Origin of the sequence: Cnuibacter physcomitrellae (assembly GCF_014640535.1) — a bacterium.
GTDB lineage: Bacteria > Actinomycetota > Actinomycetes > Actinomycetales > Microbacteriaceae > Cnuibacter > Cnuibacter physcomitrellae.
The window spans coordinates 1,801,423-1,823,646 of the sequence record NZ_BMHD01000001.1; the positions used below are offsets into that span (position 1 = coordinate 1,801,423).

16 protein-coding genes are annotated in these 22,224 nt (G+C 72.6%); 3 read left to right on the plus strand and 13 right to left on the minus strand.

Annotated features, from left to right (window positions below):
- Positions 1-67: 67 nt before the first annotated feature.
- The 13 genes from IEX69_RS08360 to IEX69_RS08420 all read right to left on the minus strand — a co-directional run bounded on the left by IEX69_RS08360 (position 68) and on the right by IEX69_RS08420 (position 19,324).
- Positions 68-2,308 (minus strand): MMPL family transporter, encoded by a 2,241-nt coding sequence (locus IEX69_RS08360; protein ID WP_085020567.1) that lies wholly within the window; start codon positions 2,306-2,308, stop codon positions 68-70.
- Between the two features lie 75 nt (positions 2,309-2,383).
- Positions 2,384-5,149: an acyltransferase family protein gene (locus IEX69_RS21085; protein ID WP_268235390.1), complete on the minus strand. Its 2,766-nt coding sequence runs from the start codon at positions 5,147-5,149 to the stop codon at positions 2,384-2,386.
- Between the two features lie 124 nt (positions 5,150-5,273).
- Complete coding sequence (locus IEX69_RS08370) at positions 5,274-5,612, minus strand: hypothetical protein (protein ID WP_157127266.1); 339 nt, start codon at positions 5,610-5,612, stop codon at positions 5,274-5,276.
- A gap of 193 nt (positions 5,613-5,805) precedes the next feature.
- Positions 5,806-8,268: an alpha/beta hydrolase-fold protein gene (locus IEX69_RS08375; RefSeq protein WP_085020569.1), complete on the minus strand. Its 2,463-nt coding sequence runs from the start codon at positions 8,266-8,268 to the stop codon at positions 5,806-5,808.
- Positions 8,269-8,318: 50 nt separating this feature from the next.
- Complete coding sequence (locus IEX69_RS08380) at positions 8,319-9,167, minus strand: HpcH/HpaI aldolase/citrate lyase family protein (protein WP_085020570.1); 849 nt, start codon at positions 9,165-9,167, stop codon at positions 8,319-8,321.
- Positions 9,164-10,369, minus strand: a complete 1,206-nt coding sequence (locus tag IEX69_RS08385; protein WP_085020571.1) for a CaiB/BaiF CoA transferase family protein — start codon at positions 10,367-10,369, stop codon at positions 9,164-9,166. The genes IEX69_RS08380 and IEX69_RS08385 overlap by 4 nt, the downstream gene beginning before the upstream one ends.
- Positions 10,366-12,459, minus strand: a complete 2,094-nt coding sequence (locus IEX69_RS08390; protein WP_085020572.1) for an SUMF1/EgtB/PvdO family nonheme iron enzyme — start codon at positions 12,457-12,459, stop codon at positions 10,366-10,368. The genes IEX69_RS08385 and IEX69_RS08390 overlap by 4 nt, the downstream gene beginning before the upstream one ends.
- Positions 12,456-13,853, minus strand: coding sequence for an ADP-ribosylglycohydrolase family protein (locus tag IEX69_RS08395; RefSeq protein ID WP_085020573.1), 1,398 nt, complete (start codon positions 13,851-13,853; stop codon positions 12,456-12,458). The genes IEX69_RS08390 and IEX69_RS08395 overlap by 4 nt, the downstream gene beginning before the upstream one ends.
- A gap of 1 nt (position 13,854) precedes the next feature.
- Positions 13,855-15,000, minus strand: a complete 1,146-nt coding sequence (locus IEX69_RS08400) for an ADP-ribosylglycohydrolase family protein (protein ID WP_085020574.1) — start codon at positions 14,998-15,000, stop codon at positions 13,855-13,857.
- Between the two features lie 94 nt (positions 15,001-15,094).
- The gene (locus IEX69_RS08405; RefSeq protein WP_085020575.1) at positions 15,095-16,390 is read right to left on the minus strand and encodes an ABC transporter substrate-binding protein; all 1,296 of its coding nucleotides are present in this window, start codon (positions 16,388-16,390) and stop codon (positions 15,095-15,097) included.
- 74 nt (positions 16,391-16,464) lie between these two features.
- Complete coding sequence (locus IEX69_RS08410) at positions 16,465-17,331, minus strand: carbohydrate ABC transporter permease (RefSeq protein ID WP_085020576.1); 867 nt, start codon at positions 17,329-17,331, stop codon at positions 16,465-16,467.
- Positions 17,328-18,299: a carbohydrate ABC transporter permease gene (locus tag IEX69_RS08415; RefSeq protein WP_229756284.1), complete on the minus strand. Its 972-nt coding sequence runs from the start codon at positions 18,297-18,299 to the stop codon at positions 17,328-17,330. Before IEX69_RS08415 ends, IEX69_RS08410 begins: the two co-directional genes overlap by 4 nt.
- Entirely contained in the window at positions 18,296-19,324 is a 1,029-nt protein-coding gene (locus IEX69_RS08420) for a LacI family DNA-binding transcriptional regulator (RefSeq protein ID WP_085020577.1), read from the minus strand. The genes IEX69_RS08415 and IEX69_RS08420 overlap by 4 nt, the downstream gene beginning before the upstream one ends.
- A gap of 232 nt (positions 19,325-19,556) precedes the next feature.
- Here IEX69_RS08420 and IEX69_RS08425 point away from each other — a divergent pair, with 232 nt between their 5' ends.
- From IEX69_RS08425 to IEX69_RS08435, 3 genes are all read left to right on the plus strand, one after another.
- Entirely contained in the window at positions 19,557-20,747 is a 1,191-nt protein-coding gene (locus tag IEX69_RS08425; protein WP_157127267.1) for a hypothetical protein, read from the plus strand.
- A gap of 716 nt (positions 20,748-21,463) precedes the next feature.
- Positions 21,464-21,859 (plus strand): YidH family protein, encoded by a 396-nt coding sequence (locus tag IEX69_RS08430; protein WP_085020579.1) that lies wholly within the window; start codon positions 21,464-21,466, stop codon positions 21,857-21,859.
- The gene (locus IEX69_RS08435) at positions 21,856-22,218 is read left to right on the plus strand and encodes a DUF202 domain-containing protein (RefSeq protein ID WP_085020580.1); all 363 of its coding nucleotides are present in this window, start codon (positions 21,856-21,858) and stop codon (positions 22,216-22,218) included. Before IEX69_RS08430 ends, IEX69_RS08435 begins: the two co-directional genes overlap by 4 nt.
- The last annotated feature ends 6 nt before the right edge of the window (positions 22,219-22,224 follow it).

Below are 22,224 nucleotides of genomic sequence, written 5' to 3' on the forward strand. Positions count from 1 at the left end.
TACGCGCTTCGCGACCCGAACGGGAGGGTCCGGCGGAAGGGTGCAGTCACTGCAGCGACGGCGAGGCTCACCGAGCCGTGGACCCACTGCGGGAGAGCTTGGAGGGCCACCAGATCGCGCGCCCGATGTCGTACGACAGCGCCGGTACGAGCAGCGACCGCACGATGACCGTGTCGAGCAGCACGCCGAACGCGACGATGAACGCGATCTGCACCAGGAACAGGATCGGGATCACGGCGAGCGCGGCGAACGTCGCCGCGAGCACGATGCCGGCCGACGTGATCACCCCGCCCGTCATCGACAGGCCGCGGAGGATCCCCGGTCGGGTGCCGATCGCGAGGGACTCCTCGCGCACCCGCGTCATGAGGAAGATGTTGTAGTCGACCCCCAGCGCCACCAGGAACACGAACCCGAACAGCGGCACCGACGCATCCGCCCCCGCGAACCCGAGGAGGTGGTCGAACACCAGCGCGGAGACGCCGAGCGTCGCGGCGTACGACAGGATCACGCTGCCGATGAGGAGGAGCGGGGCGACGACCGCCCGGAGCAGCAGGATCAGGATCACGAGGATCACCGCGAGGACGATCGGGATGATCTTGACCAGATCCGCCTGCGCGGTGGTGTTGGTGTCGAGGTCGACGGCGGTCGGGCCGCCGATGAGGGCGCTCGGGTCGACCGCGGGCAGGTCCGCCCGGAGCGAGCGGACGACGTCCTCCGCCTCGAGCGAGTCTGCCTCGACCGCGAGGACGGCCTCGATCATCACGCGTCCGTCGACGACCACGGGCTGCGACTCGGCGCCGGGACGGACGTTCCCGGCATAGATCGAGGCGCTGTCGACCCCCTCCGTGGCGGTCACCGCCTCGAGCACGGCGTCGGCGTCCGCCTGGTCGGCGATCACGATGACGGGGCTGCCCGAGCCCGCCGGGAAGTGCTCGGCGGCGACGGTCTGACCGTCGCGCGCGTTCGAGGCGCCGAGCACCACATCCGTCTGCGCGACCCCGTTCGCCCGGAGCTGCAGCAGGCCGAGGCACGCGGCGGCCAGCAGGAGCGCGGAGACGAGCCAGGTCCACCGGGGACGGCGGGCGATGAGTCCGCCGACCCGCCGCCAGAGCGCACTGGCGCCCTCGAGCCCGGTGGCGCCCGCGGGAGCGGCGGCGTGGGCCGCGTGCGCGTGGCGTCCCGGATGGGCGGAGTCCGCGAGCGCTGCGGGGGCCGCGGAGACCGGCGAGGGTTCCGCCGTGGACGCCGCATGCTCGTGCGGCGCGGCGAGCTTCGGCGCGAACGGCCAGAACCCGACGCGTCCGAAGAGCACGAGGAGCGCCGGCAGGAGCGTGATGGCGGCGAGGAACGAGAACACGATCCCGATGGCCGCGATCGGGCCGAGGCTCCGGTTGGAGTTGAGGTCGCTGAACAGCAGGCACAGCAGCGCGAGGACCACCGTCGCGGCCGAGGCGGCGATCGGCTCGATGGCCGCACGCCACGCGCGCTTCATCGCGGCGACCGGACTGCGCTCGGAGTGCAGCGCTTCCCGGTAGCGCGCCACGAGCAGCAGCGAGTAGTCGGTGGCGGCGCCGATCACCAGGATCGAGAGGATGCCCTGACTCTGCCCGTTGAGTGTGATCCAACCCCAGCTCGCGAAGGCGTAGACCAGCAGGATGGCGGCGGTGAGCGCGAAGACCGAGGTGAAGAGCACGAGGAACGGCAGGATGATGGCCCGGTAGACGACGAGGAGGATGACGAAGACAGCCCCCACGGCCACGAGCAGCAGGATCCCGTCGATCCCGCCGAAGGCTCCCACGAGGTCGGCGGTGAGGCCTGCCGGGCCGGTGACGTAGACGTCGATCCCGGAGGGGACCGCATCCGTCAGCGTCGTGCGCATCGCGGCCACGACGTCGTCGACGTGCTCGGTGTCGGCGATGGGGACGATGAACTCCACGGCGACCCCGTCCTCGGAGGGGATGGGTCCGGCGACGGTGGCCTCCTCGCCCTCGGCGGCGACACCCTCGACGTCGCCGAGGGTGGTGGTCAGCTGGGCGAGCTCGCCGAGCGTCTGCTGATCGAGCGCGCTGCCGTCGGAGCTCGAGAGCACGACGACGGCGGGGATCGCGTCGGAGTCGCTGAACCGCTGCTGCCACTCCCCGGCCTCGGTCGACTCGGCGCTCGCCGGGAGGAACGACGCCTGATCGTTGGTCGACACCTCCGAGAGCTTCCCGAACGTCGGCCCGCCGAAGCTCGCGGCGACGAGCCACACCACGATCACGACCGCGGGCAGGACGACCCGCAGCACCCATCCGACCCGCTTCGCCACGGTCGCTCCGTTCGTTCGATCAACGTATCACTAAGCAGCTTAGCGATATTTCGGCTCGAACGGCGCGACGCGCGGCTACATCAGGCCGAGCGACGCGAGGTCGTACCTCAGGATGGCGCTGAGCGACTCGGAGAACGCCACCGTGAGGTGCGTCTCGTCGTACTTCGTCGGGAGCGTGCCCGCGAAGGCTGGGCACATCTCGTTCCAGCAGCTGAACGGGAGCGAGCTGATGGCGTGATCGCCCGACGCGGCCGCCGCCGACTCCGCCGCGTTCTCGAAGTCGTGCCACGCGCCGTCGACGGCGACCGCGCAGGACGACGGGCCCGTCACGGGCGAGTAGCAGGTGCCGAGGTCCGCTCCGAGGGGCGGGGGCGCGAGGTACACGATGCGGCCGGGGACGCCGTACTTCGCCATCTCCGTCTGCGTCGAGGCGATGAGCGCGGATGCGGACAGGGGCGATCCGGAGGCGGCGTTGCCGAGGGCGTAGGCGTTCGAGACGACGACGAGCTGAGGAGAGTCGGCACTGATCTGCGCCGCGACGTCGGCCTTGCGCTGAGGGCAGGAGTCCATGACGCCCGCTCCGTCGTTCTTCACGAGGACATCGGTGAAGCGGCATCCGTAGAGGCCGATGGTGGTGATGCGCCACTGCCCGGCGCTCTGCTCGGCGAGCTTCTTGAACGCGGGGGCGTATGCCATCGCGGTGGAGTCGCCGACGAGGTACATGTGGTTCGGGGCGGATCCGCTCCCCCAGGTGCAGCGGCCGAAGTCCGGGGTCGCCCCCGGGTCGAAGCACGTCCGCGCCGGGTTGTCGCTCGACGTGCGCGACATCACCTGGTCGAGCGAGGGGCTCAGGTTCGGCCACTCGGTGGCGCCGAGGGCCTGCTGCAGGGCGTCCTGGAGGATGGGCGTCGGATCGGCGACCTGGCTCGTGTCGCCGCCGGCGCCCGCTCCCGCGCCGCCTCCCCCGAAGTCGAACTGCGCCAGCGGCGCGCCCCCGCGCACGGTGAACTGCAGCACCAGGGCGAGGAGGACCACGACCACCACGAGCCCGCTGCCGGAGAGCAGGAACTGCGTGCCGAAGCGCTCGCGCCACGCGCCCCACGCCGCGCGCCGCGCCGCGCGCGCCTCCTCCCGCGTCCGCACCCGCGGTGGCGCGGTGGGGGTGGGTGTGGTGGGCGTGGGCTCGCCGGGTGTGGCGGGCTCGCCGGGCGCGGTGGGTGTGGCGGATGCGGTGAGCGGGGTGGGTGTGGCGGATGCGGTGAGCGGGGCGGGGGCGGGGTCGGCATGGGGGTGCGGCGGGGCACCGGCGGGGCTCGCAGCCGCGGAGGCCGGCGCGGGGGCGCCGGCGGGGCGGGACGCGGCCTGACGGGAGGACGCGGCGCGGGAGTTGCCCGGGCGGAGGCGCTGCGCGGAGGCGGGACTGTAGAGCGAGCCCGGGGTCCAGCCCGGCGGCCGGGTGGTGGCGGCGCCACCGCCGTAGCGTGTGCCCGTGTTCGGAGTAGCACCCTGCTCGCCGCTGGCACTCGTCGAACGGACGGTCGGCGCGGGGGTGGCGGCGGACCCGCGGCCGGCTGACCGCGTGGACACTGCAGGCGAGGCGCCTGACCCGTACCGGGTGCCCGCCCGGGCCGGGGTGGAAGAGGAGCCGGCACGCGCATCCGGAACCGGGTCCGGGTCGCCGGGCGCTGCCGCGCGGAACGAGCGGAGGAGCGGCGAGCGGTGGAGCGGCTGCTCGACGAGGAAGTACGACACCAGGGAGAGCGCGCCGATGGTGGCCAGCACGATGCCCGTGGTGGTCGGGCCGGGCGTCGGCAGGAGCACGGCGAAGAAGACGATCACCGGGAAGTGCCAGAGGTACAGCGAGTACGACATGTCGCCGAGGAACACCGACACGGGGTTGGTGAGCGGGAACAGGTGGCGCTGCCGCCCGCCGCCGACGCCGCCCACGATGAGCACCGCGGTGGCCGCCACCGGCAGCGCCGCCCACGGTCCCGGGAACGGCGTCGAGCCGCCGTCGATCAGGAAGAACGACGCGACGATCCCCGCGAGACCCGCCCAGCCGAGCACCGCCCGCAGCGCCGAGGGCAGGCGCAGCAGCAGGGGAACCGCGGCGGCGAGCACGGCGCCGAGAGCGAGCTCCCACGCGCGGGTGAGCGTCGAGAAGTACGCGACAGTCGGGTCGGAGCCCGTCTGCAGCACAGCCCATCCGAACGACGCGGCGACCACGATCGCCGCCGCGATGCCCACGACGATCCGCACCGCCCGCATCCGCGAAGCCGAAGCCGCCGAAGCCGAACCCGAAGCAGCCGCACCCGGCCGCAACGCCCCCGGCAGCACGAGCAGCAGCAGCATCACGAGCCCCGGCCACACGAGGTAGAACTGCTCCTCCACCGACAGCGACCAGAAGTGCTGCAGCGGCGACACGGCGTCGGAGGCGTGGAAGTAGTCCGTCCCCTGCGCGGCGAAGTGCCAGTTCGCGACGAACACGAGGGAGTACACCGCATCCCACACCGTCTGCCAGGCGCGCGTGACGTTGAACACGACGAACCCGGCCGCGGCGGTGATCGCGAGCACGACGAGCGCCGCGGGCAGGATGCGCCGCATCCGCTTCGCGTAGAAGTCGCGGAACGACACCCGCCCGGTCCGCTCGACGTCGCGCAGCAGCAGCCCGGTGATGAGGAAGCCGCTGATCACGAAGAACACGTCGACGCCCACGAAGCCGCCCAGCGGCCAGCCGATCGCGTGATCGAGGATGACGGCCACGACGGCGAGCGCGCGCAGACCCTGGATGTCGGGCCGCAGCGCACGCCGGGGCGTGGTCGTCGGGGCGTGGTCGGTCACGGTCGCTTCCGTCGTGGTGGGGGATGCCCGATCGAGGGGCCGGATGCGACTATAGCGCTGCCATGCGCCCTTCCGCTGGCCGCCCTGAGAGCGCTCTCACGCGCGAGACCCGTGGCCTCCCGCCTCATCCGAGGATGATGCGGGGACCGGTGCGGATCTCACCCGCCGAGACGACCCACCCCGGCTCGTCACCACCCGCGATCCGGAGGCCGTAGTCCCCCTCGAGTAGGGCCACGCCCTCGACGGTGAACGGGAACCCACAGCCCAGGATGTGATTGGCGGACATCGCGTCGGAGTCCCAGACGCCGGTGCCGATCACACCCGACACCTCCGTCCCGTCCGGCTGCCGCAGCTGCACCGCGCCGCCCGCGGCGATGTCCTCGAAGCCCTCCGGAGCGACGCAGCTGTCGTCCCCAGTGTCCCAGAGGCGCTGCTGACGTTCGGCGATCTCCGCGTCGGTCATCGTCGGATCCCGGATAAGGAGAAAGCCCGAGACCGCACGCGACTGCGGCGATGCGGCGGGGGTCGAGGGGAGGTGCGGTTGAGGTGTCGAGTGGAAGGGCATGCAGGCCGTCAGGGCGAGCACGATCACCGCCGTGATCGACACCGCCGCGGCCGAGCGCATCCGCCGGTTCCCCATGACCCCTCCCCCTGCCTCACTCTAGTCGGCCGCGAGACGCCCGACGGAGGCGGAGGAGGACGGCGCCCGTGCCGGCGAGGAGCGCGAGGGCGGCCAGGGCCGCGATGCGCGCCGCGTCGGATCCCGTCGCGCCGAGGATCCCCGCGCCCGCGCCGAGCGGGCCGCCGCCGGCGCCGCCCGGTGAGGCTGCGCCGGGATCGCCCGGGGCGCCTCCCGCGCCCGCTCCGGGGTCACCGCCCCCGCCCTCACCCGGCGCGGCCGCGTCGGCGAACGGCACCGTCGTGAGGAACACGTCGGCCCCGCCCGCCGAGGCAGCCCCGTCGACGGCGCCGTATGTCACCCCCTGCAGCCATGCCCGACCCGACGGCCCCGCAGCGGCGAAGAGGTTCGTCTCGTCGTACTCGTCGGCGGCGTCACGCTGCGGGCTGCCGAGCTGGACGGCCGTCCCGATCGTGCCCGCGGGGTCGACCGGCACCGCGAAGGCGTCCATCCCGCCCGCCGGAGCCCCGAGAGCCCCCGATGTGGCGCCGGCCACGAGGACCGAGCCGGACCCGACGACCACCGCGGAGGCTCGGTCGTCGCCCGCGCTGCCCCAGAGCGTGCGCCAGCGCTCGGTCCCCGACGCGTCGAAGGCCGCGAGCATGACGTCGACTCCCCCGGCGGAGGGCGCCGTCGACCCGGCGACGTCGCCTCCGGCCCATCCCGCGGCGACGAATCCGCCGTCCGGCAGCGCTCCGAGGGCCGACACCTGGTCCGTCGAGGTGCTGCCGAGCTGCGTCAGCGTCGACACCGCCCCGTCGGGCGTGAGCACGGCGACCCAGCCGTCGTAGCCGCCCGCGCTCGACGCGGCCCCGGGCATGGTGCCGCCCGCGGTGCCGCCGACGGCGACGTCGCCCGACGCCAGAACGGCGATCCCGAACGCCTTGTCCTCACCCGACGAGCCGACCTGCGTCGTCCAGGTCACGGCGCCGGAGGCGTCGACGTGCGCGACGAGGGCATCCTTGTCGCCGGCGGAGGTCGCGCCGCCGACCGAACCCGAGGTGTATCCGGCGAGGTAGGCGCCGCCCCGGCCGTCGGAGGCCACGCCATAGGCGCGATCGGCGGCTCCGGGATCGCCGAGCGTGGCGGTCCAGAGCACCTCGCCGTCCGCCGACACCTTCACGGCGAGCATGTCGTCGTTCTGCGCCCCCGCGTGGTCGATGCGCTGGTAGCCGCCCACGATGACCGACCCGTCGCCCCCGTCGACCACGCCGTAGCTCCGTTCGTTCAACGGGGAGGCGATCGGGGTGGTCCACTGCGCCTGGCCGTCGGCGTCGAGACGCTGCACCAGGATGTCGGTGCCACCCGCCGAGGTGGCGCCGAGTGCGTCGCCGCCCGCCGCGACCGCCTGCACGACCGAGCCGTCCGGGTGGCCGAGCACGCCGCCCGCGAAGTCGTCGCGCGCGGACCCGACCTGGATGCCCTCGAAGGGCGCGGGCGGCTCGGTGGCGAGATGGGCGGCGATGTCCGTCATGCCCTCGCGGAAGCCGCGCTCCCACACACCCCAGTCGTGGCCGCCGTCGTAGGTGCGCATCTCGGCGGTGATGCCGGGAACGCGCTTGGCCCTGTTGTAGAGGGTGGCGGCCTCGTAGTCGAGGTCGTGGATCGCATCCGCCGGATCGGGGTTCACGTACTCGTCGTCGCCCACCGCGATGAACAGGTGCACGGGCAGCGCCGGGTCGAACGCCGCGAGCGCCGCCGGGTAGTTGAGCTCCTGGTAGCGCGCCTCGTCGTAGAGCTCGTCCCCCACCCCGTAGGCGCCGAACTCGCGGGTCGACGAGTCGACCGGGGTGGAGGGCACGTACACCGCCGGGCTCAGCACGAGCGCCTGGCCGAAGAGGTCCTGGTGCACGAGCGCGTAGCGCAGGGCACCCGCCCCGCCCATCGAGTAGCCGCCGACCACGCGTGCGGCCCGGTCGTCGATGGTGGGCAGGGTGGCGTCGACGTGCTGCACGAGATCGGTGGTGAACGCCGTCTCCACGGCGGCGCCCGGCGTCGTCGACGGGTCGGATCCGGTGTACTGCGAGTCGACGTAGTAGCCGCCGCGGTTGCTCCAGGGCGCGTCGGGCATCACCACGATCATCGGCGGGACCGTGCCGTCGGCGATCATCTGGTCGAGCACGGGCGCCATCTGCTGCCACGCCGCCTGGGTGTCGCCGCGGCCGTGCAGGAGGTAGGCGCTCGGGTACCGCGTCTGGCCGGAACCGTCGTACCCCGGCGGGAGGTACACGGTGTAGTCGATCGGGCCGCCGATCGCCGCGCTCTCGACCTCCCCGGGCACGAGCTGCCCCGCGGGAGCGGCGGCCGGGACGGCAGCGGAAGCGGCGGCGGCCCCGGCCGGGGCGGCGGACGCGGCTGCCGTGCCGAAGGGGACGGCGACCGCCGTGAGCAGGCCGGCCGCCGCGCCGAGGGTGGCGGTCCGGAGGGTGGTGGTCCACATCGTCGTGAACTCCTCTCGAGGTGGTGGGGTGAGGCAGGGGTGCGGTGGGATCAGGGAGTGTCGGCCGAGCGCTCGGCCCGGACGAGGATGCCCTCGGCCCGGCCGCGCATGGCGGGGTCGACCATCTCGCCATCGGCGAGGGTGGCGACGCCGCCTCCGGCCTCGTCGAGTGCGGCGAGCACGGCGCGCGCCCACGCCACGTCGGCCTCCGCGGGGGCGAAGGCGCGTCGGATGACGGGCAGCTGCGACGGATGCACGGCCACCCTCCCCTCCGCGCCCAGCGCCCGCCCTCGCTCGGTGTCGAGGCGCAGGCCCTCGAGGTCGCGGAGGGCCGGGTACGCCGACAGCATCGGCGCGGGCAGGCCGCCGACCTTGGCGGCGACGAGCAGGCGGATGCGGAGATGATCGAGAACGGCATCGGCGCGACTGCCGAGCTCGCTGGCGAGGTCGGACTCGCCGAGGGCGAGCCGGGTGACGACCGGATGCGCCGCCAGAGTCGCCGCGCCCTCCAGCCCGCGGGCGCTCTCGACGAGCGCGGTGACCGGGACCCCGGGGAGCGCGGACGCGACGCGGTCGAGCTCGTCGACGGTCTCGACCTTGGGCAGCCGCACCTCGAAGGGCGGGCGATCGGCACCCAGGGCGGCGAGCGCCGCGAGGTCCTCGGCGGACCCCTCGTTCACCCGCACCTGCAGCACCGTGCGGGCGCCCGCCTCCCGGCCCTCGGCCGAGGCGAGCCACGCCACGACCGCCTCGCGTGCGAGGGCCTTGGCGTCAGGGCGGACCGCATCCTCGAGGTCGAGGATCACGAGATCCGCGCCCGTCGCGACCGCCTTGTCGAAGCGGTCGGGCCGGTCCCCCGGAACGTACAGCCCGGTGACGAGCGGTGTCGCGGCGCTCACACGACCCCCCGGTCGCGGAGCTCGGCGATCCGCTCGGGCGAGAGCCCGATCGATCCGAGCACCGACTCGGTGTCGGCGCCGTGGCGCCGCCCGGTCCAGCGGATCGCCCCGGGGGTCTCGGAGAGCCGGAAGAGCACGTTCTGCATCCGGAGCGGCCCGAGCTCGTCGTCGTCCACCGTCTGCACGGTGCCGATCGCCTGGTACTGCGGATCGGAGACCACTCCCCGGACGTCGTAGACCCGGGAGATCGCGGCCTGCGCCCGCTCGAACTCGTCGACGACCTCGTCGGTCGGGCGGGCCGCGATCCAGGCCGCGACGGCGGAGTCGAGCTCGTCGGCGTGCTCCGCGCGCGAGTGCCCGGAGGCGAACCAGGGCTCGTCGACGACGTCCGGACGTCCGACCAGGCGCATCACACGCTCGGCGATCGACTGCGAGCTCGTCGACACCGCCACCCACTCGCCCGAGCCCGTGCGGTACACGTTCCGGGGAGCGTTGTTGACCGACCGGTTGCCGGTCCGGGGCTGCACGGTGCCGAGCTGGTCGTACGCGGTGATCTGGCCGCCCAGCAGCATGAGGATGGGCTCGATGATGGCCATGTCCACGACCTGGCCGTGGCCCGAGGAGTCGACGCCGCGCAGGGCGACCATCACCGCGTAGGCCGTCGCCAACGCCGCGATCCCGTCGGCCAGGCCGAACGGCGGCAACGTGGGCGGACCGTCCGGCTCGCCGGTGAGGGCCGCGAACCCGCTCATCGCCTCGGCCAGGCTGCCGAATCCCGGACGCGACGAGTACGGGCCGACCTGCCCGAACGCCGTGACGCGGGCGATGACGAGCCGCGGATTGGCCGCGTGCAGCGCCTCAGGGCCGAGGCCCCAACGCTCGAGCGTGCCCGGACGGAAGTTCTCCACGAGCACGTCGGCCTGCGCCGCGAGCGCGAGCAGCAGCTCGGCGCCCTCGGGGGTGCCGAGGTCGATCGTGACCGTGCGCTTGTTGCGCCCGAGGGTCTTCCACCAGAGGTTGACGCCGTCCTTCGACGGGCCGTGGCCTCGTGCCGCATCGGGCCGTCGGGGGTGCTCGACCTTGATGACGTCGGCGCCGAAGTCGCCGAGGAACGTCGCCGCCAGCGGTCCGGCGAACAGCGTCGACACGTCGAGCACGCGGATCCCGTCGAGCGGCCCCGCGCCCCGCGCCGGCCCGCTCACGACGCGTCCCAGGCCACGCGGAAGCCGATGCTCGGCGAGCGGTCGACGCCGAGCCCGGTGAGCAGCAGCTTGAGGCTGAACGAGGGCTCGCGCGGTCCGCCGTCGGTGTACCAGTCCGATCCCGTCGAGACGTGATCGCTCCCGCCCTTGAGCATCACGAACCGGGTGACGCCGTCGGTGTGCTCGCTCTCGGTCCAGTTCCAGACGAGGGGTGTGCGACGCTCGAAGCCGGGGAGCCCCGCGGCGACCTGCCACTCGTGCTCCGTGGGCAGCCGGCCGCCGACCCAGGCCGCGTAGGCGCGCGCATCCTCGAGGTCGATCGACACGACGGGCATCTCGTCGGTGCCGGCGGCGGGACGTCCGTCGATCCAGTCCGGCAGCAGGCGAGAGGTGTCGCGCGGTCGGTAGCCGGTGGCGGCGAGGAACGCGGCGTACTCGGCGTTCGACACCTCGCGCGTCGCGACGTCGACCTCGGCCACCGTCGCCAGGACGGTCTCGGAGCGGTCGTCGTGCAGACGCGGCGGCAGCGGCTTCCACTCCTCCACGTAGGGCGCGCCCTGGTACATCCCGGTCTCGCGACGGCGGTGCGTCAGCGGCAGCTCCCTCTCGGCGGCGGTGACCCGCACGACGGACGCGTCCGCGGGAGCGGGCCGACCCGAGTGCACGGCCCGGATGCGCTCCGCGCGACGATCGGGGAAGGTCGCGTCGTGCTCGACGGCATCGGCGGCGGCCGCGGCGATCAGGGGCTCGAGCCAGTCCGGCTCGTCCACCCCGCCCGCGACGCCGACCACGGCGGTGAGGCCCCGGGCGGGAACGGGCAGCACGAGCGCGTCGTCGACCCAGTCGTCCTCGCCGAGACGACGACCGGATCCGACGTCGGCGAACGACCGGGACGACGGGTCCGGCCCTGCGCCGGCCGCGTCAGCGAAGGGCACGAGCACGGGCAGGGTCACGTCGTCGTCGCCGCGGTTCACCACGGTCCACAGGGTGACGCCCGCGAGCGCACGCCGGCCGTCGAACCGCGACACGTACACGCCCGCCGCGAGCGCCGCCTCCGTCGCATCGACGAGCGGCGTCCACTCGCCCTCGATCAGCAGACCTGACACGGCCCGCTGGATGCGCAGCATCCGTCGCAGGGTCGCCTTGTCGCGGTCGTTCCAGCCCACCCAGACGCCGAAGACCGTGTCCCAGACGAGCATGCCCGTGCCGTTCATGAAGGCGGCCTGCAGCTCGTCGGAGTGGTCGCGGTTCCAACGGCGGGTGGAGTGCATCATGTGCCGCCGCTCGAGCCAGTGCGCGCGCATCACTCCGGGGGCGCCGGAGTCGGCGAACCACTGGGCCCAGCTGAGCTGATGGTCGACGACGCGCTGGTTCGGCACACGCGACTCGCCCTCGAGCACGAGGGGCGGATGCGCGCCGAGCAGCGTCGAGACCAGTCGGGAGTCGCCCTCCTTCATGGTGTCGAGGAAGACCCCGTCCACCCCGAGCTCACCCGCCACCAGGGCCAGCTCCTCGGCGTCGTCGTGCGGCGCCCGCCGGGTCCCGGTGTCCCACGGGTTGTAGTCGAGGAAGACCCGCACGCCGTGCTCGTGGAACGCGGCCACCACGTCGGAGAGCCCCGGCACGTCGCGGTAGAAGTCGAACTGGTTGCGGTCGTCGATGCCGATCACGGGGTACGCGTGCCAGAGGACGACGCCGTCGAATCCGCCGTGGTCGGCGGTGCGGGCGAGGAAGCCCGCCACGTCGAAGCACCCGGCGGCACGGTCGAAGAGCCGCTCGTCCCAGAGCCAGACCAGGGCGACGCTGAAGCAGGTCTGCGTCCAGCGCGTCTCTGGCCGCTCGTAGACCGCTCCGTCGTCGGCCAGGCGGGCGACGGCATCGTCGCGCCAGCGGCGCAGCGCGGCACGCCAGGCCGGCCAGAGAGTCGGGTCGTCGGGGGCGGCGAACACCTTCGCGATGTCGCCCGTCTCCGGCGAGAGCGTGCCCTCGAGGGGCAGCTCGGTCGGCAGGTCGATGGGCCGGGGCACGAGCGGGTTCAGCAGGTTGGTCGCCGCCTCATCGACGTCGACCGGAGTGGTCGTGTCGCTCATGCGAGCACCTCCGCATCCGTTCCCGCGTCGGCGAGGTGTCGATCGGCGAGCGCCGCCGTGCGGCGGGCGAGTTCGTCGAACCCGATGCCGTCGAAGCCCGGCACGCTCGAGGCGAGCCGGTTGTGCAGCGGAGCGATCCACTTCTCCGGCAGGGCGGAGGCGCCCAGGAGCGCGCCCGCGATCGACCCTGCCGTGGCGCCCACCGAGTCGGTGTCCCAGCCGCCCGAGACGGCCGTCGTGATCGTGCGCTCGTAGTCGCCGTCCCCGCGGACCAGCGCGAACGCGAGCACGGCCGCGTTGTTCAGCACGTGCACCCAGTGCAGGTGCCCGTACTCCGCGTAGATCCGGTCGAGAGCGGCCTCGGCGTCGAGCGGACCGGCGCCGAGCTCGGCGCCCAGGCCGACGGCCGCGGCGAAGCGCGAGTCGCGTGGCACCACGGAGAGCCCGGCGGCGACCACGTCGCCGACCTCGGTCGCCGTGACGGCCGCGGAGCACGCGGCCGCCGCGAAGAGGGCGCCGTAGAGCCCGTTGCGTCCGTGGCTCAGGCGGGCGTCGACCGCGGCGAGGCGGGCAGCGGCGACCGGATCGCCCGGGTGGGCCCAGCCGTAGACGTCGGTGCGGATCTGCGCGCCGATCCAGTCGCGGAACGGGTTGCGCACCGCCCCAGCGATCTCCGGCTCGTATCCGTCGAGGAGGTTCCGGTACGCGATCCGCTCGGCGGTGAAGACCCGCCCGCCGGGGAGGTTCGCCAGCCACGACAGCGCGACGTCGTCGGTGCTGAAGCGCTCGCCGACCCGCTCGAGCAGGTCGAGCGCGATGAGGGGGAAGTTGAGGTCGTCGTCCTCGGGCATGCCGTCGATGTTCTCGAGAAGGCTCGTCGGCCGGCTGCGCCGGTTCCACGGGTAACGCGCGGCGAGCTCCGGGTCGAGTCCCTGCTCGGTGAAGTACGACGAGAGGGGCCAGTTGCCGGTCGACTGCGCGATCGCGCGGATGCCCTCGCGCGGGATCTTCTCGACGGGCTTCCCGAGCAGGCAGCCCGCGGCGCGGCCGAGCCAGGCGCCGTGGATCCGATCCCCCAGCGCATCCGCATCCACCGCAGGCAGAGGAGGAGCCGCCGGTGCGAGGTCGAGGATCGTCTCGAGGTCGTCGGGCTCGGCGAGACGCACCGCATCCGACACGGCCCGCTGGTCGATGCGGTCGAGGAGGGCACGACCTTGGGCGCGGAGCTCCTCGGGAGCGGGTCCGGGTGTCGCCCCGCTGACGGGCGCGACGAGCGAACCGCCCGCGGCCTCCCACTCGCGGACGAGATCGTCGACCTCGACGCCGTCGAGCCGAGCCGCGGCGAACGCGTGCGGGACGAGGTCCTCGGGCTGGGTCCAGCTCAAGCGCAGCATCCTAGGCGGCTCCCGCGAGGGCGCCGAAGAGCACCGCACGCTGGTCGAAGCGGGCGCGGTCCTTCTCCCACACGTCGCGCGCGACCGACGCCATCACGGCTCCCGACGCGGTCACGTCGAGCCGACTGGCCGCGCTGACCTCGTCGGTCCACTCCGCGGGGACGACGGCGGCGCCGCCCAGCGCGCCCGCGATCGAGCCCGCCATCACCGCGATGGAGTCGGAGTCGCGGCCATAGTTCACCGAGCCGAGCACCGCCTGGCGGTAGTCGCCGCCGGACACGACGAGCATGCCGAGGGCGATCGGCAGCTCCTCGATCGACTTCGTCCGCGAGGGGATGCGCGCGTCGCGCGCCGGCGCCCGGTAGTCGGGACCGACGGTGTCGAAGGGGAGGACGGACTCGCGCAGCGGCGCGAGCGCCGACCGCCAGTCGCTGCCGAGCCCGGACGCGGCCGAGGTCACGGCCTCGATCGCGTCGCGGGTGCCGTCCTTCGCGAGCGACAGGGCGACGTCGATCACCGACGAGACCGACGCGCCGGGGCGCATCGCCTCGGCGACGCAGGCCGCGTACACGCCCGCGGCCTCCCGGCCGTAGCTCGACTGGTGGGCGCCGGCGATGTCGATCGCCTCCGCGTACGCGCCGGACGGGGATCCCGCGTTGGCGATGCCGACGGGGGCCATGTACATGGTCGCTCCGCAGTTGACGATGTTGCCGACCCCCGCCTCGCGCGGGTCGATGTGGCCGTAGTGCAGCCTCGCGACCAGCCACTTCTCGGCCAGGAACAGCCGCTGCAGGAGGATCGTCTCGGTCTCGAGCTCCGGGATCCACCGGGTCTCGCCGATGAGGAGAGGCACCAGATGGTCGGCGATCGCGTAGGCGTCGAGGTGGTCGCGCACGGTGTCGTACACCTCGACGAGGGCCGTCGTCATGAGGGTGTCGTCGGTGATGTGGCCGTCGCCCTTGTGGTACGGCGCGATGGGCCGAGCGTGGCGCCAGTCGGCGTTGAACGGGGGCACGATCCCCTCGATGAAGCCGCCGTAGCGCTGCTGGATCACCTCCGGGGTGTTGCCCTCCGCCGCCCCGCCGAGCGCGTCGCCCACGGCGGCGCCGGCGAGGGCGCCGGTCGCCTTGTCCTCGAGCAGGTCCATCTGAAGCCGTTCTCCTTGGATGAGATGAGTGGATGCGCGGCGGGGCGCTGGGTCGCTTGGCCCCGCCGCGCGGTTCGATGCCGACGCGCGGGCGTCAGCCGATCGAGGACCAGCCGTCGGTCAGCTGCTGCTTCAGCTGGTCGAGGCCGATCGAGTTCGAGAAGTACTGCTGCAGACCCGGGGTGGCGTACTGGTCCTTCCACTGCGGGTAGTTCGTCGCCTTCTGGAACGGTGCGCCCTTGAGCTGCTCCCCGGTCTTGAGGATGGGGACCCAGACCGAGTCGGCCCCGGTCTGCTCGGCGACGAGGTCGCGGGCGGGAGCGGAGGTGGGGATGAGCCAGTCGCCCTGGGCGAGCTTGGCCTGGTTGTCGGCGTTCATGAAGTAGTCGATGAACTCCGTGGCCTGCTCCGGGTACTTGCTCTGCGCCGAGACCGACATGGTCTGCGGGTTGGCCGCCTGGACCGGCCCGGCCGAGCCCGCGAGGGGCGGCAGCACGGTCCAGTTGAAGCCCGCGGGCGCCGACTCGCCGATCTGCTGGGCGAGGAAGTTGCCGCCAATGTACATGGCGTACTTGCCGCCCAGGAAGCCGGGGAGCACATCCGACCCCGACTGGGTCAGCGTCACCGGATCGAGCGAGGAGTCGTCGTACGCCATCGAGTGGATGGCCTCCGGCACGGCGAGCTCGTCGTCGCCGACGTCGATCGTGGCCGAGCCGTCGTCCTTGACGTCGAAGAAGGTGCCGTCGAAGCCGAGCGAGGTGTTCATCACGGCCGCGGTGGGCTGCTTGAGGCCCCAGCCCACACCGTAGTTCCCGTTGGCCGTGAGCTTCTTCGCATCGGCGGCGAGGTCGTCCCAGGTGAGCTGGTCGCCCGAGGGCAGGTCGACGCCGGCGGCGGCGAACGCATCCTTGTTGGCGAACACCACGTAGGTCTGGAGCAGCGTGGGCGCGGCGACGATCTTGCCGTCGGAGGTGGTGACGGTGTCCCACACGTCGTCGCTGACGGCGTTCTTCACGTCGTCGGACAGGTACGGGCTGAGGTCGGCCAGGTAGCCCTGGTTCGCGAAGCCCATGATGTCGCTCGACTCGTCGTGGATGATGTCGGGCGCGGTGCCGCCCTGGAACTGCGTGACCAGCTGGTCGTGCACGTTGTCCCAGCTGCCCTGCGTGAGGTTCACCTGGATGTCGGGGTGGTCGGCGTTCCACGAGTCGACGATCTCCTTCGTCGCCGCCACGGTGGAGTCCTGATACGCGAGGCTCTGGAACGTGAGCGTCACCGGGCCGTCGGGCGTCGAACCGCCGCTCGACGTTCCGGTTCCGCCGAAGGCGCAGCCTCCGAGCAGCCCGGCCAGGGCCACGGCGCCGATGCCGAGCACTGCCTTTCTCTTCATGATGTCTCCTTGACTGTGTTTCCTGGTGGGTCGGGGTCCCCTCGTGGGTTGGGGCACCCTGGTGGGTCGGGCGATCAGCCCTTGACTGCGCCGCTCATCAGGCCGGAGGTGAGCCGGCGCTGGATCAGGGCGAAGAACGCGAGGCTGGGGATGGTCGCCAGCAGCGACGCTGCGGCGAGCTGTCCGAGCTGCACCTGTCCCTCCGCGCCCACGAACCGGGCGAGGGTGAGGGGCAGGGTCTGCAGGTTCGGATCCTGGATGAGGACGAGCGCGAAGAAGAACTCGTTCCACGACGAGATGAAGGTGAACAGACTGGTCGCCACGAGGCCCGGGCCCAGGAGCGGCAGCACGATCGAGCGCAGGATGCGGATGCGGGACGCCCCGTCCATGGCTCCGGCCTCCTCGAGCTCGGCCGGGATCCCCGCCACGTAGCCCTGGAGCATCCAGAGCGCGAACGGGAGCGACCAGACCGTGTAGACGAGGATCAGACCGAACAGGTTGTTGATCAGCCCGATCTGCTTCAGCACGAGGAACAGCGGGATGATGATGAGGATGAACGGGAAGACCTGGCTGAGCAGGATCCAGCCCGTGGCCACCCCGCGGAGCTTCGTCTTGAAGCGCGCCAGAGCGTAGGCGGCCGGGAGCGAGATCAGCGTCACGATGACCGTGGTGAAGACGGCCACGAACAGGCTGTTGCCCGCCGCGTGGATGAGGTTCGCCTTCTCGATCGCCGCCGCGAAGTTGTCGACGTTGAAGGTCGTGGGGAGGAACGTCGGGTTCGGCGACTGCAGCTCCTGCGGCGTCTTGAACGCCGTCGTGAGCAGGAACAGCAGCGGGAAGCCGAGGAAGACGATGTATCCGGCCAGCGCGAGGTACTGGAACGGACGCGCGACGCGGAACGGACGGCGCTGACGCGGGACGGTGGCGACTGCCTGGGTCATGAGAGTCGGCTCCTCGCCTGGCTTCGGAGGTAGAAGAAGAGGAAGGCGGCGATCACGACGACCATGACGTTGCCCATCGCGGCGGCGTAGCCGAAGTTGCCGTAGCGGAACGCCTCGTTGTAGGCGAAGAGCATGGGCAGCATCGTCTGACCGCCCGGCCCGCCGGCGGTGAGCACGTAGACCAGGGCGAAGGAGTTGAAGTTCCAGATCAGGTCGAGCGTGGTGATCGCCACGATCACCGGGCGCAGCGCCGGCAGGGTGATGTGCCAGAACCGCTGCCACGTGTTGGCGCCGTCGATGGCGGCGGCCTCGTGGAGGTCGGCCGAGACGTTCTGCAGGCCGGCCAGCAGCGTGATCGTGGTCTGCGGCATGCCCGCCCACACGCCCACCACGATGACAGCGGGGAGCGCGGTGGAGAAGTCGCCGAGCCAGTTGATGTCGCCCGGCAGCCCCACCGCCTTCATGGCACCGTTGATCGGGCCGTAGGTGGGGTTCAGCATGAGCCGCCACATGATCGCGATGATCACCGGGGGCATCGCCCACGGGACGAGCGCGAGCGTGCGGGCGAGCCAGCGCAGCTTGAGGTCGAGGTTCAGCAGGAGGGCCAGGCCCAGCGAGGCCAGGAACTGGAGGATGGTGACGCCGAAGGCCCAGATGAGGCCGATGCGGAACGAGTTCCAGAACAGCTCGTTGCCGAGCAGCTGCGTGTAGTTGTCGATCCCGTTGAAGGTGACGACCTTGTTCAGGCCGGCCTCCGCATCCGTGAAGCCGAGCAGGATGCCCTGCACCAGCGGGTAGACGCTGAACGCTGCGACGGGGATGAGCGCGGGGAGGACGAGCAGCCACGCGTCGCGCCCGCTGCCGGCGTAGCCGCGGTTGCGGCGGCGCTTGGGCGCCTTCGGAGGGTTCGAGGCGGTCCCCTTCGGGGTGGCGGCGCGGCGCGCGGCGTCGCTCACGGTGGCGGTCACAGTCCCGACTCCCTCGCTCCGGAGACGCTCGAGGCGCGGACGGTGAGGCTCGGCTCGATGACGACCTGCTCGATCGGCGCCTGCGGGTCGTCGAGACGACGCAGCAGCAGACGCGCCGCGGTCTTGGCGCGCTTTACCGAGCCGAGGTCGACGCTCGTGATGGCGGGCTGGGCCAGCTCGGCGAGCTCGGTGTCGTCCATGCCGACGATCGCGATGTCGTCCGGGATCCGCAGGCCCCGGCTGGTCACGACCTTCTGTACCGCGATGGCGAGGAGGTCGTTGGCGCAGACCACCGCATCCGGCGTGCACTGGTCGAGGAGCCGCGCGGCCGCCTTGAGCCCGGCACGGTAGGTGAAGTCCTTCGCGGCGACCTGCGCCTCGGGATTCGCGGGCAGGCCGTGCGCCTCGAGGGCGCGGAGGTAGCCGCCGAGACGCGCGGCGCCCGGGACGGTGTCGAGCGGACCGTTGACCAGCGCGATGCGCTCGCGGCCCTGCTCGACCAGGTGCTGGACGGCGAGCCCCATGCCCGTGGCCGAGTCGGCGCGCACGTTGTCGAGCTCGACGCCGGGCGGCACCGATCCGATGATCACGATCGGAAGGCGGCTGCCCGCGAGCTTCTCCCCCAGCTGCTCGGTGACACGCAGTGGGCTGAGGATGAGGCCGTCGGCGAAGCCGCGGTTGAGCGCGGTGAGCAGGTCGATCTGGTCCTGCGGGTCGGACCCCGTGGACGAGAGCACCAGGCGGTAGCCGGCCTTCGTCACCACCCTCGAGATCTCGTGCATCATCCCCACGTAGACCGGGTTGCCGACGTCGGCGACGGCGAGCGCGATCTGCTCGGTCTTGCCCGCCTTGAGCGAGCGGGCGGTGGCGTTGGGGGCGTAGCCGAGCTCGTCGGCGGCCTTGCGCACGCGCTCGACGACCTGCTCCGAGGCGGGCAGCCCGTTCATCACCCGGCTGACCGAGGCGATCGACACCCCCGCGCGCTCGGCGACGAGCACGAGCGTCGACTTCTTCGTCTGAGGCATTCCTCTGCGTCCTTGCGTGGGATGGGTGGTGCTGATGTGAATGTAAACGTTTACGAAAACGTTTACACCGATCATAGCGGTCGGCGTCGGAGATGCAAGCCCGCCCTCATCCGTGACCCGATGGTGACCTCTCCCCATCGCCTCGCCGCCGCCGACGGGCCACACTGCGAGCATGAGCAGCGAGCGAGGGGCGACGCGGGGCGGCGGATCTCGTAGAGAGGTGGGTGCGGAAGTGACTAGTCGACGTCGGCTGGTGGTGGGGCTCTCGCTCGGCGTGGTGCTCGTGCTCGCGGCGACCGCGGCGATCGTGTGGGCGGCGCTGCGCACGCGCGGCGGGCCCGTCGAGGCGGTGCGCGACTACGTCGAGCTGATCGCCGCGGGCGATGCGGTGGGCGCGTCGCAGCTCGTCGACCCCGCGCAGTACACGGGGTACGACGGGGAGTCGACCCCCGCCCCGCCGCCCACGGTGTCGGCAGGCGCCGAGGTCACCGCATCCGACGACCTCGTGCTCGACCGCGACATGATGGCGGTGGTCGCAGGCCAGGCGTCGCAGCGGATCGAGGTGGCCGACGTCGCGCTCGACTACGGGGACAGCCCCGACGTCCCCGTCGGGGAGACCGTCGACGTGGGGGTCACCTACCTCCTCCGCGGGGTCTCGACCACCGCCGTGCTCCGGGCGGAGCGGATGGACGACACCTGGTTCGGGTTCACGCAGTGGCGCGTCGTCGATCCGCTGCTGGTGCCGCTCGTGGTGCAGTCGAACACGCCCGAGCTCGGCCCCGCGGAGATCCGTGACGACGAGGACCGTCACGATCGCGGCGCGAGCAGCGACGCCGGCTCTGCGCATCCGGCCGTCAGGGTGCCCGCCGAGATCGACCTCAGCGGGCCGGATGCGGAGGGTGCGTCGCAGCGTGCGACCCTTCTCTACCCGGGCGTCTACCGGATCGGCGGCACCACCTCGACGTACCTCACGGCCGCGCCGAAGACGGTCGTGCTGGCGGGCGCGGCCACCACCTCCACCACGTCGGAGGCCTTCGGCGACGTCGTCTCCACCAGCCTCTGGTTCGAGCCGACTCAGGCGCTGAGCGACCGGATCTCGGAGGAGGCGACGGAGTTCGTCGCCGCCTGCTTCGCCGCGATGCCCAGCCCGCCGGCCGACTGCCCCGGCGAGCTGCGAGCGCGCTCGGGCTTCGCCACCGACGTGGTGCTCAACGACGCTCCCGTCCTCGACGACATCACGAGCTACCAGACCGAGCACGTCGACGGCGTCGCCACGGAGCCCGCCGTCCGCGCGACGTTCACGACCGGGCGCTTCGACTTCACCTCCGACGACGGCGGCCGTGACGACGCGATCTTCTTCCTCTACGCCTGGGTGCACCCCGAGGGCGACGACGTCACGATCGAGTTCCGTCCGTCCCTGTAGCGCGCGCTCCGCGCCGCCCCGCCCGAGGGGCCGAGTGCCCCGGAAGGAGCGCTTGCACGGCCGTGTCAGCCACGCTCCCTGGGTGCACTCGGCCCGTGAGCGCACCGCCGTGCGAGCGCGAGCGCGTGCGCGACCAGCGCCCGGGCCCGAGTGCACCCGGAAAGAGCGCTTGCACGGGCGTGGCAGCGACGTTTCCTGGGTGCACTCGGCCGGCGGGCGTACCGCCGCGGCGGGCGCGACCGGCGGCGGGGCCGAGTGCACCCCGAAAGAGCGCTTGCACCAGTGCGTCAGCGACGTTCCCTGGGTGCACTCGGCCGGCGAGCGCACCGCCACGCGAGGGCCATGCGTAACCAGCGCCCTGGGCCGAGTGCACCCGGAAAGAGCGCTTGCACAGGCGTCTGAGCCACGTTCCCTGGGTGCACTCGGCCACTAGGCGCGCTGACGTGGCGAGCGCGACCAGCGACCGGGGGCCGGGGACCAGCGGCCGGGACTGAGTGCACCCCGAAAGAGCGGTTGCACGGGCGTGGCAGCGACGTTCCCTGGGTGCACTCGGCCGGCGGGCGTACCGCCGCGGCGGGCGCGACCGGCGGCGGGGCCGAGTGCACCCCGAAAGAGCGCTTGCACGGGCGTGGCAGCCACGTTTCCCGGGTGCACTCGGCCCGGGGGGGCGCACTGGCGCGCCGCGCGGGCGGCGGGGGCGCGGGATACTGGTGAGCATGAGCGACGCCGACGCACCCGCGGGCGGGCGCTCCACGGCGCCGCGCCGCTTCCCCGCGTCCGTGTTCGGCCGCGGCACCGAACCGGATGCGCGGTTCAGCCTCGCCAACGAGCGCACCTTCCTGGCCTGGATCCGCACGGGCCTCGCGCTCCTGGCCGGCGGCGTCGCCCTGGAGGCCCTCGGGCTCGGCATCCAGCCCGGATTCCGGCTCGCCGCGTCCCTCATCCTCATCGTCGCGGGGCTGCTCACCCCGCTGCAGGGCTGGTTCGGATGGGCCCGCACCGAACGCGCGCTCCGGCTCAGCACCCCGTTGCCCAGCGCTCCCCTCGCCCTGCCGCTCGCGATCGTGGTCGGGGTGGTCGGGGTGCTCGTCCTCATCGGAGTGCTCGTGTGACCCTCTTCGACCCCGGACTCCAGCCGGAGCGCACCGCGCTGGCCTGGCGGCGCACCGCGCTCGCGCTGTTCGTGGGCTCGCTGGTGGCCATGCGCATCCTGCCCGAGGTGCTCGGCGCCTGGGCGGTCGTGCTCGGACTCGCCGGGGTGATCGCCGCCGGCGGGCTGCTCTGGGCCGTGCACCGCCGATACCGGACGCACCACCGCATGCTCCTCGAGGAGGGCGACCGGACCACCCTCGCCGGCGGCCGACTCATCGCCGCCACGACGCTCTTCTGCGTCCTCGCCGCAGCGCTCACCCTCGTGCTCGTCGTGGTCATGGCCATCACGGGCTTCTCCCTCGTCCCGCTCGCGCGGTGACGCCCG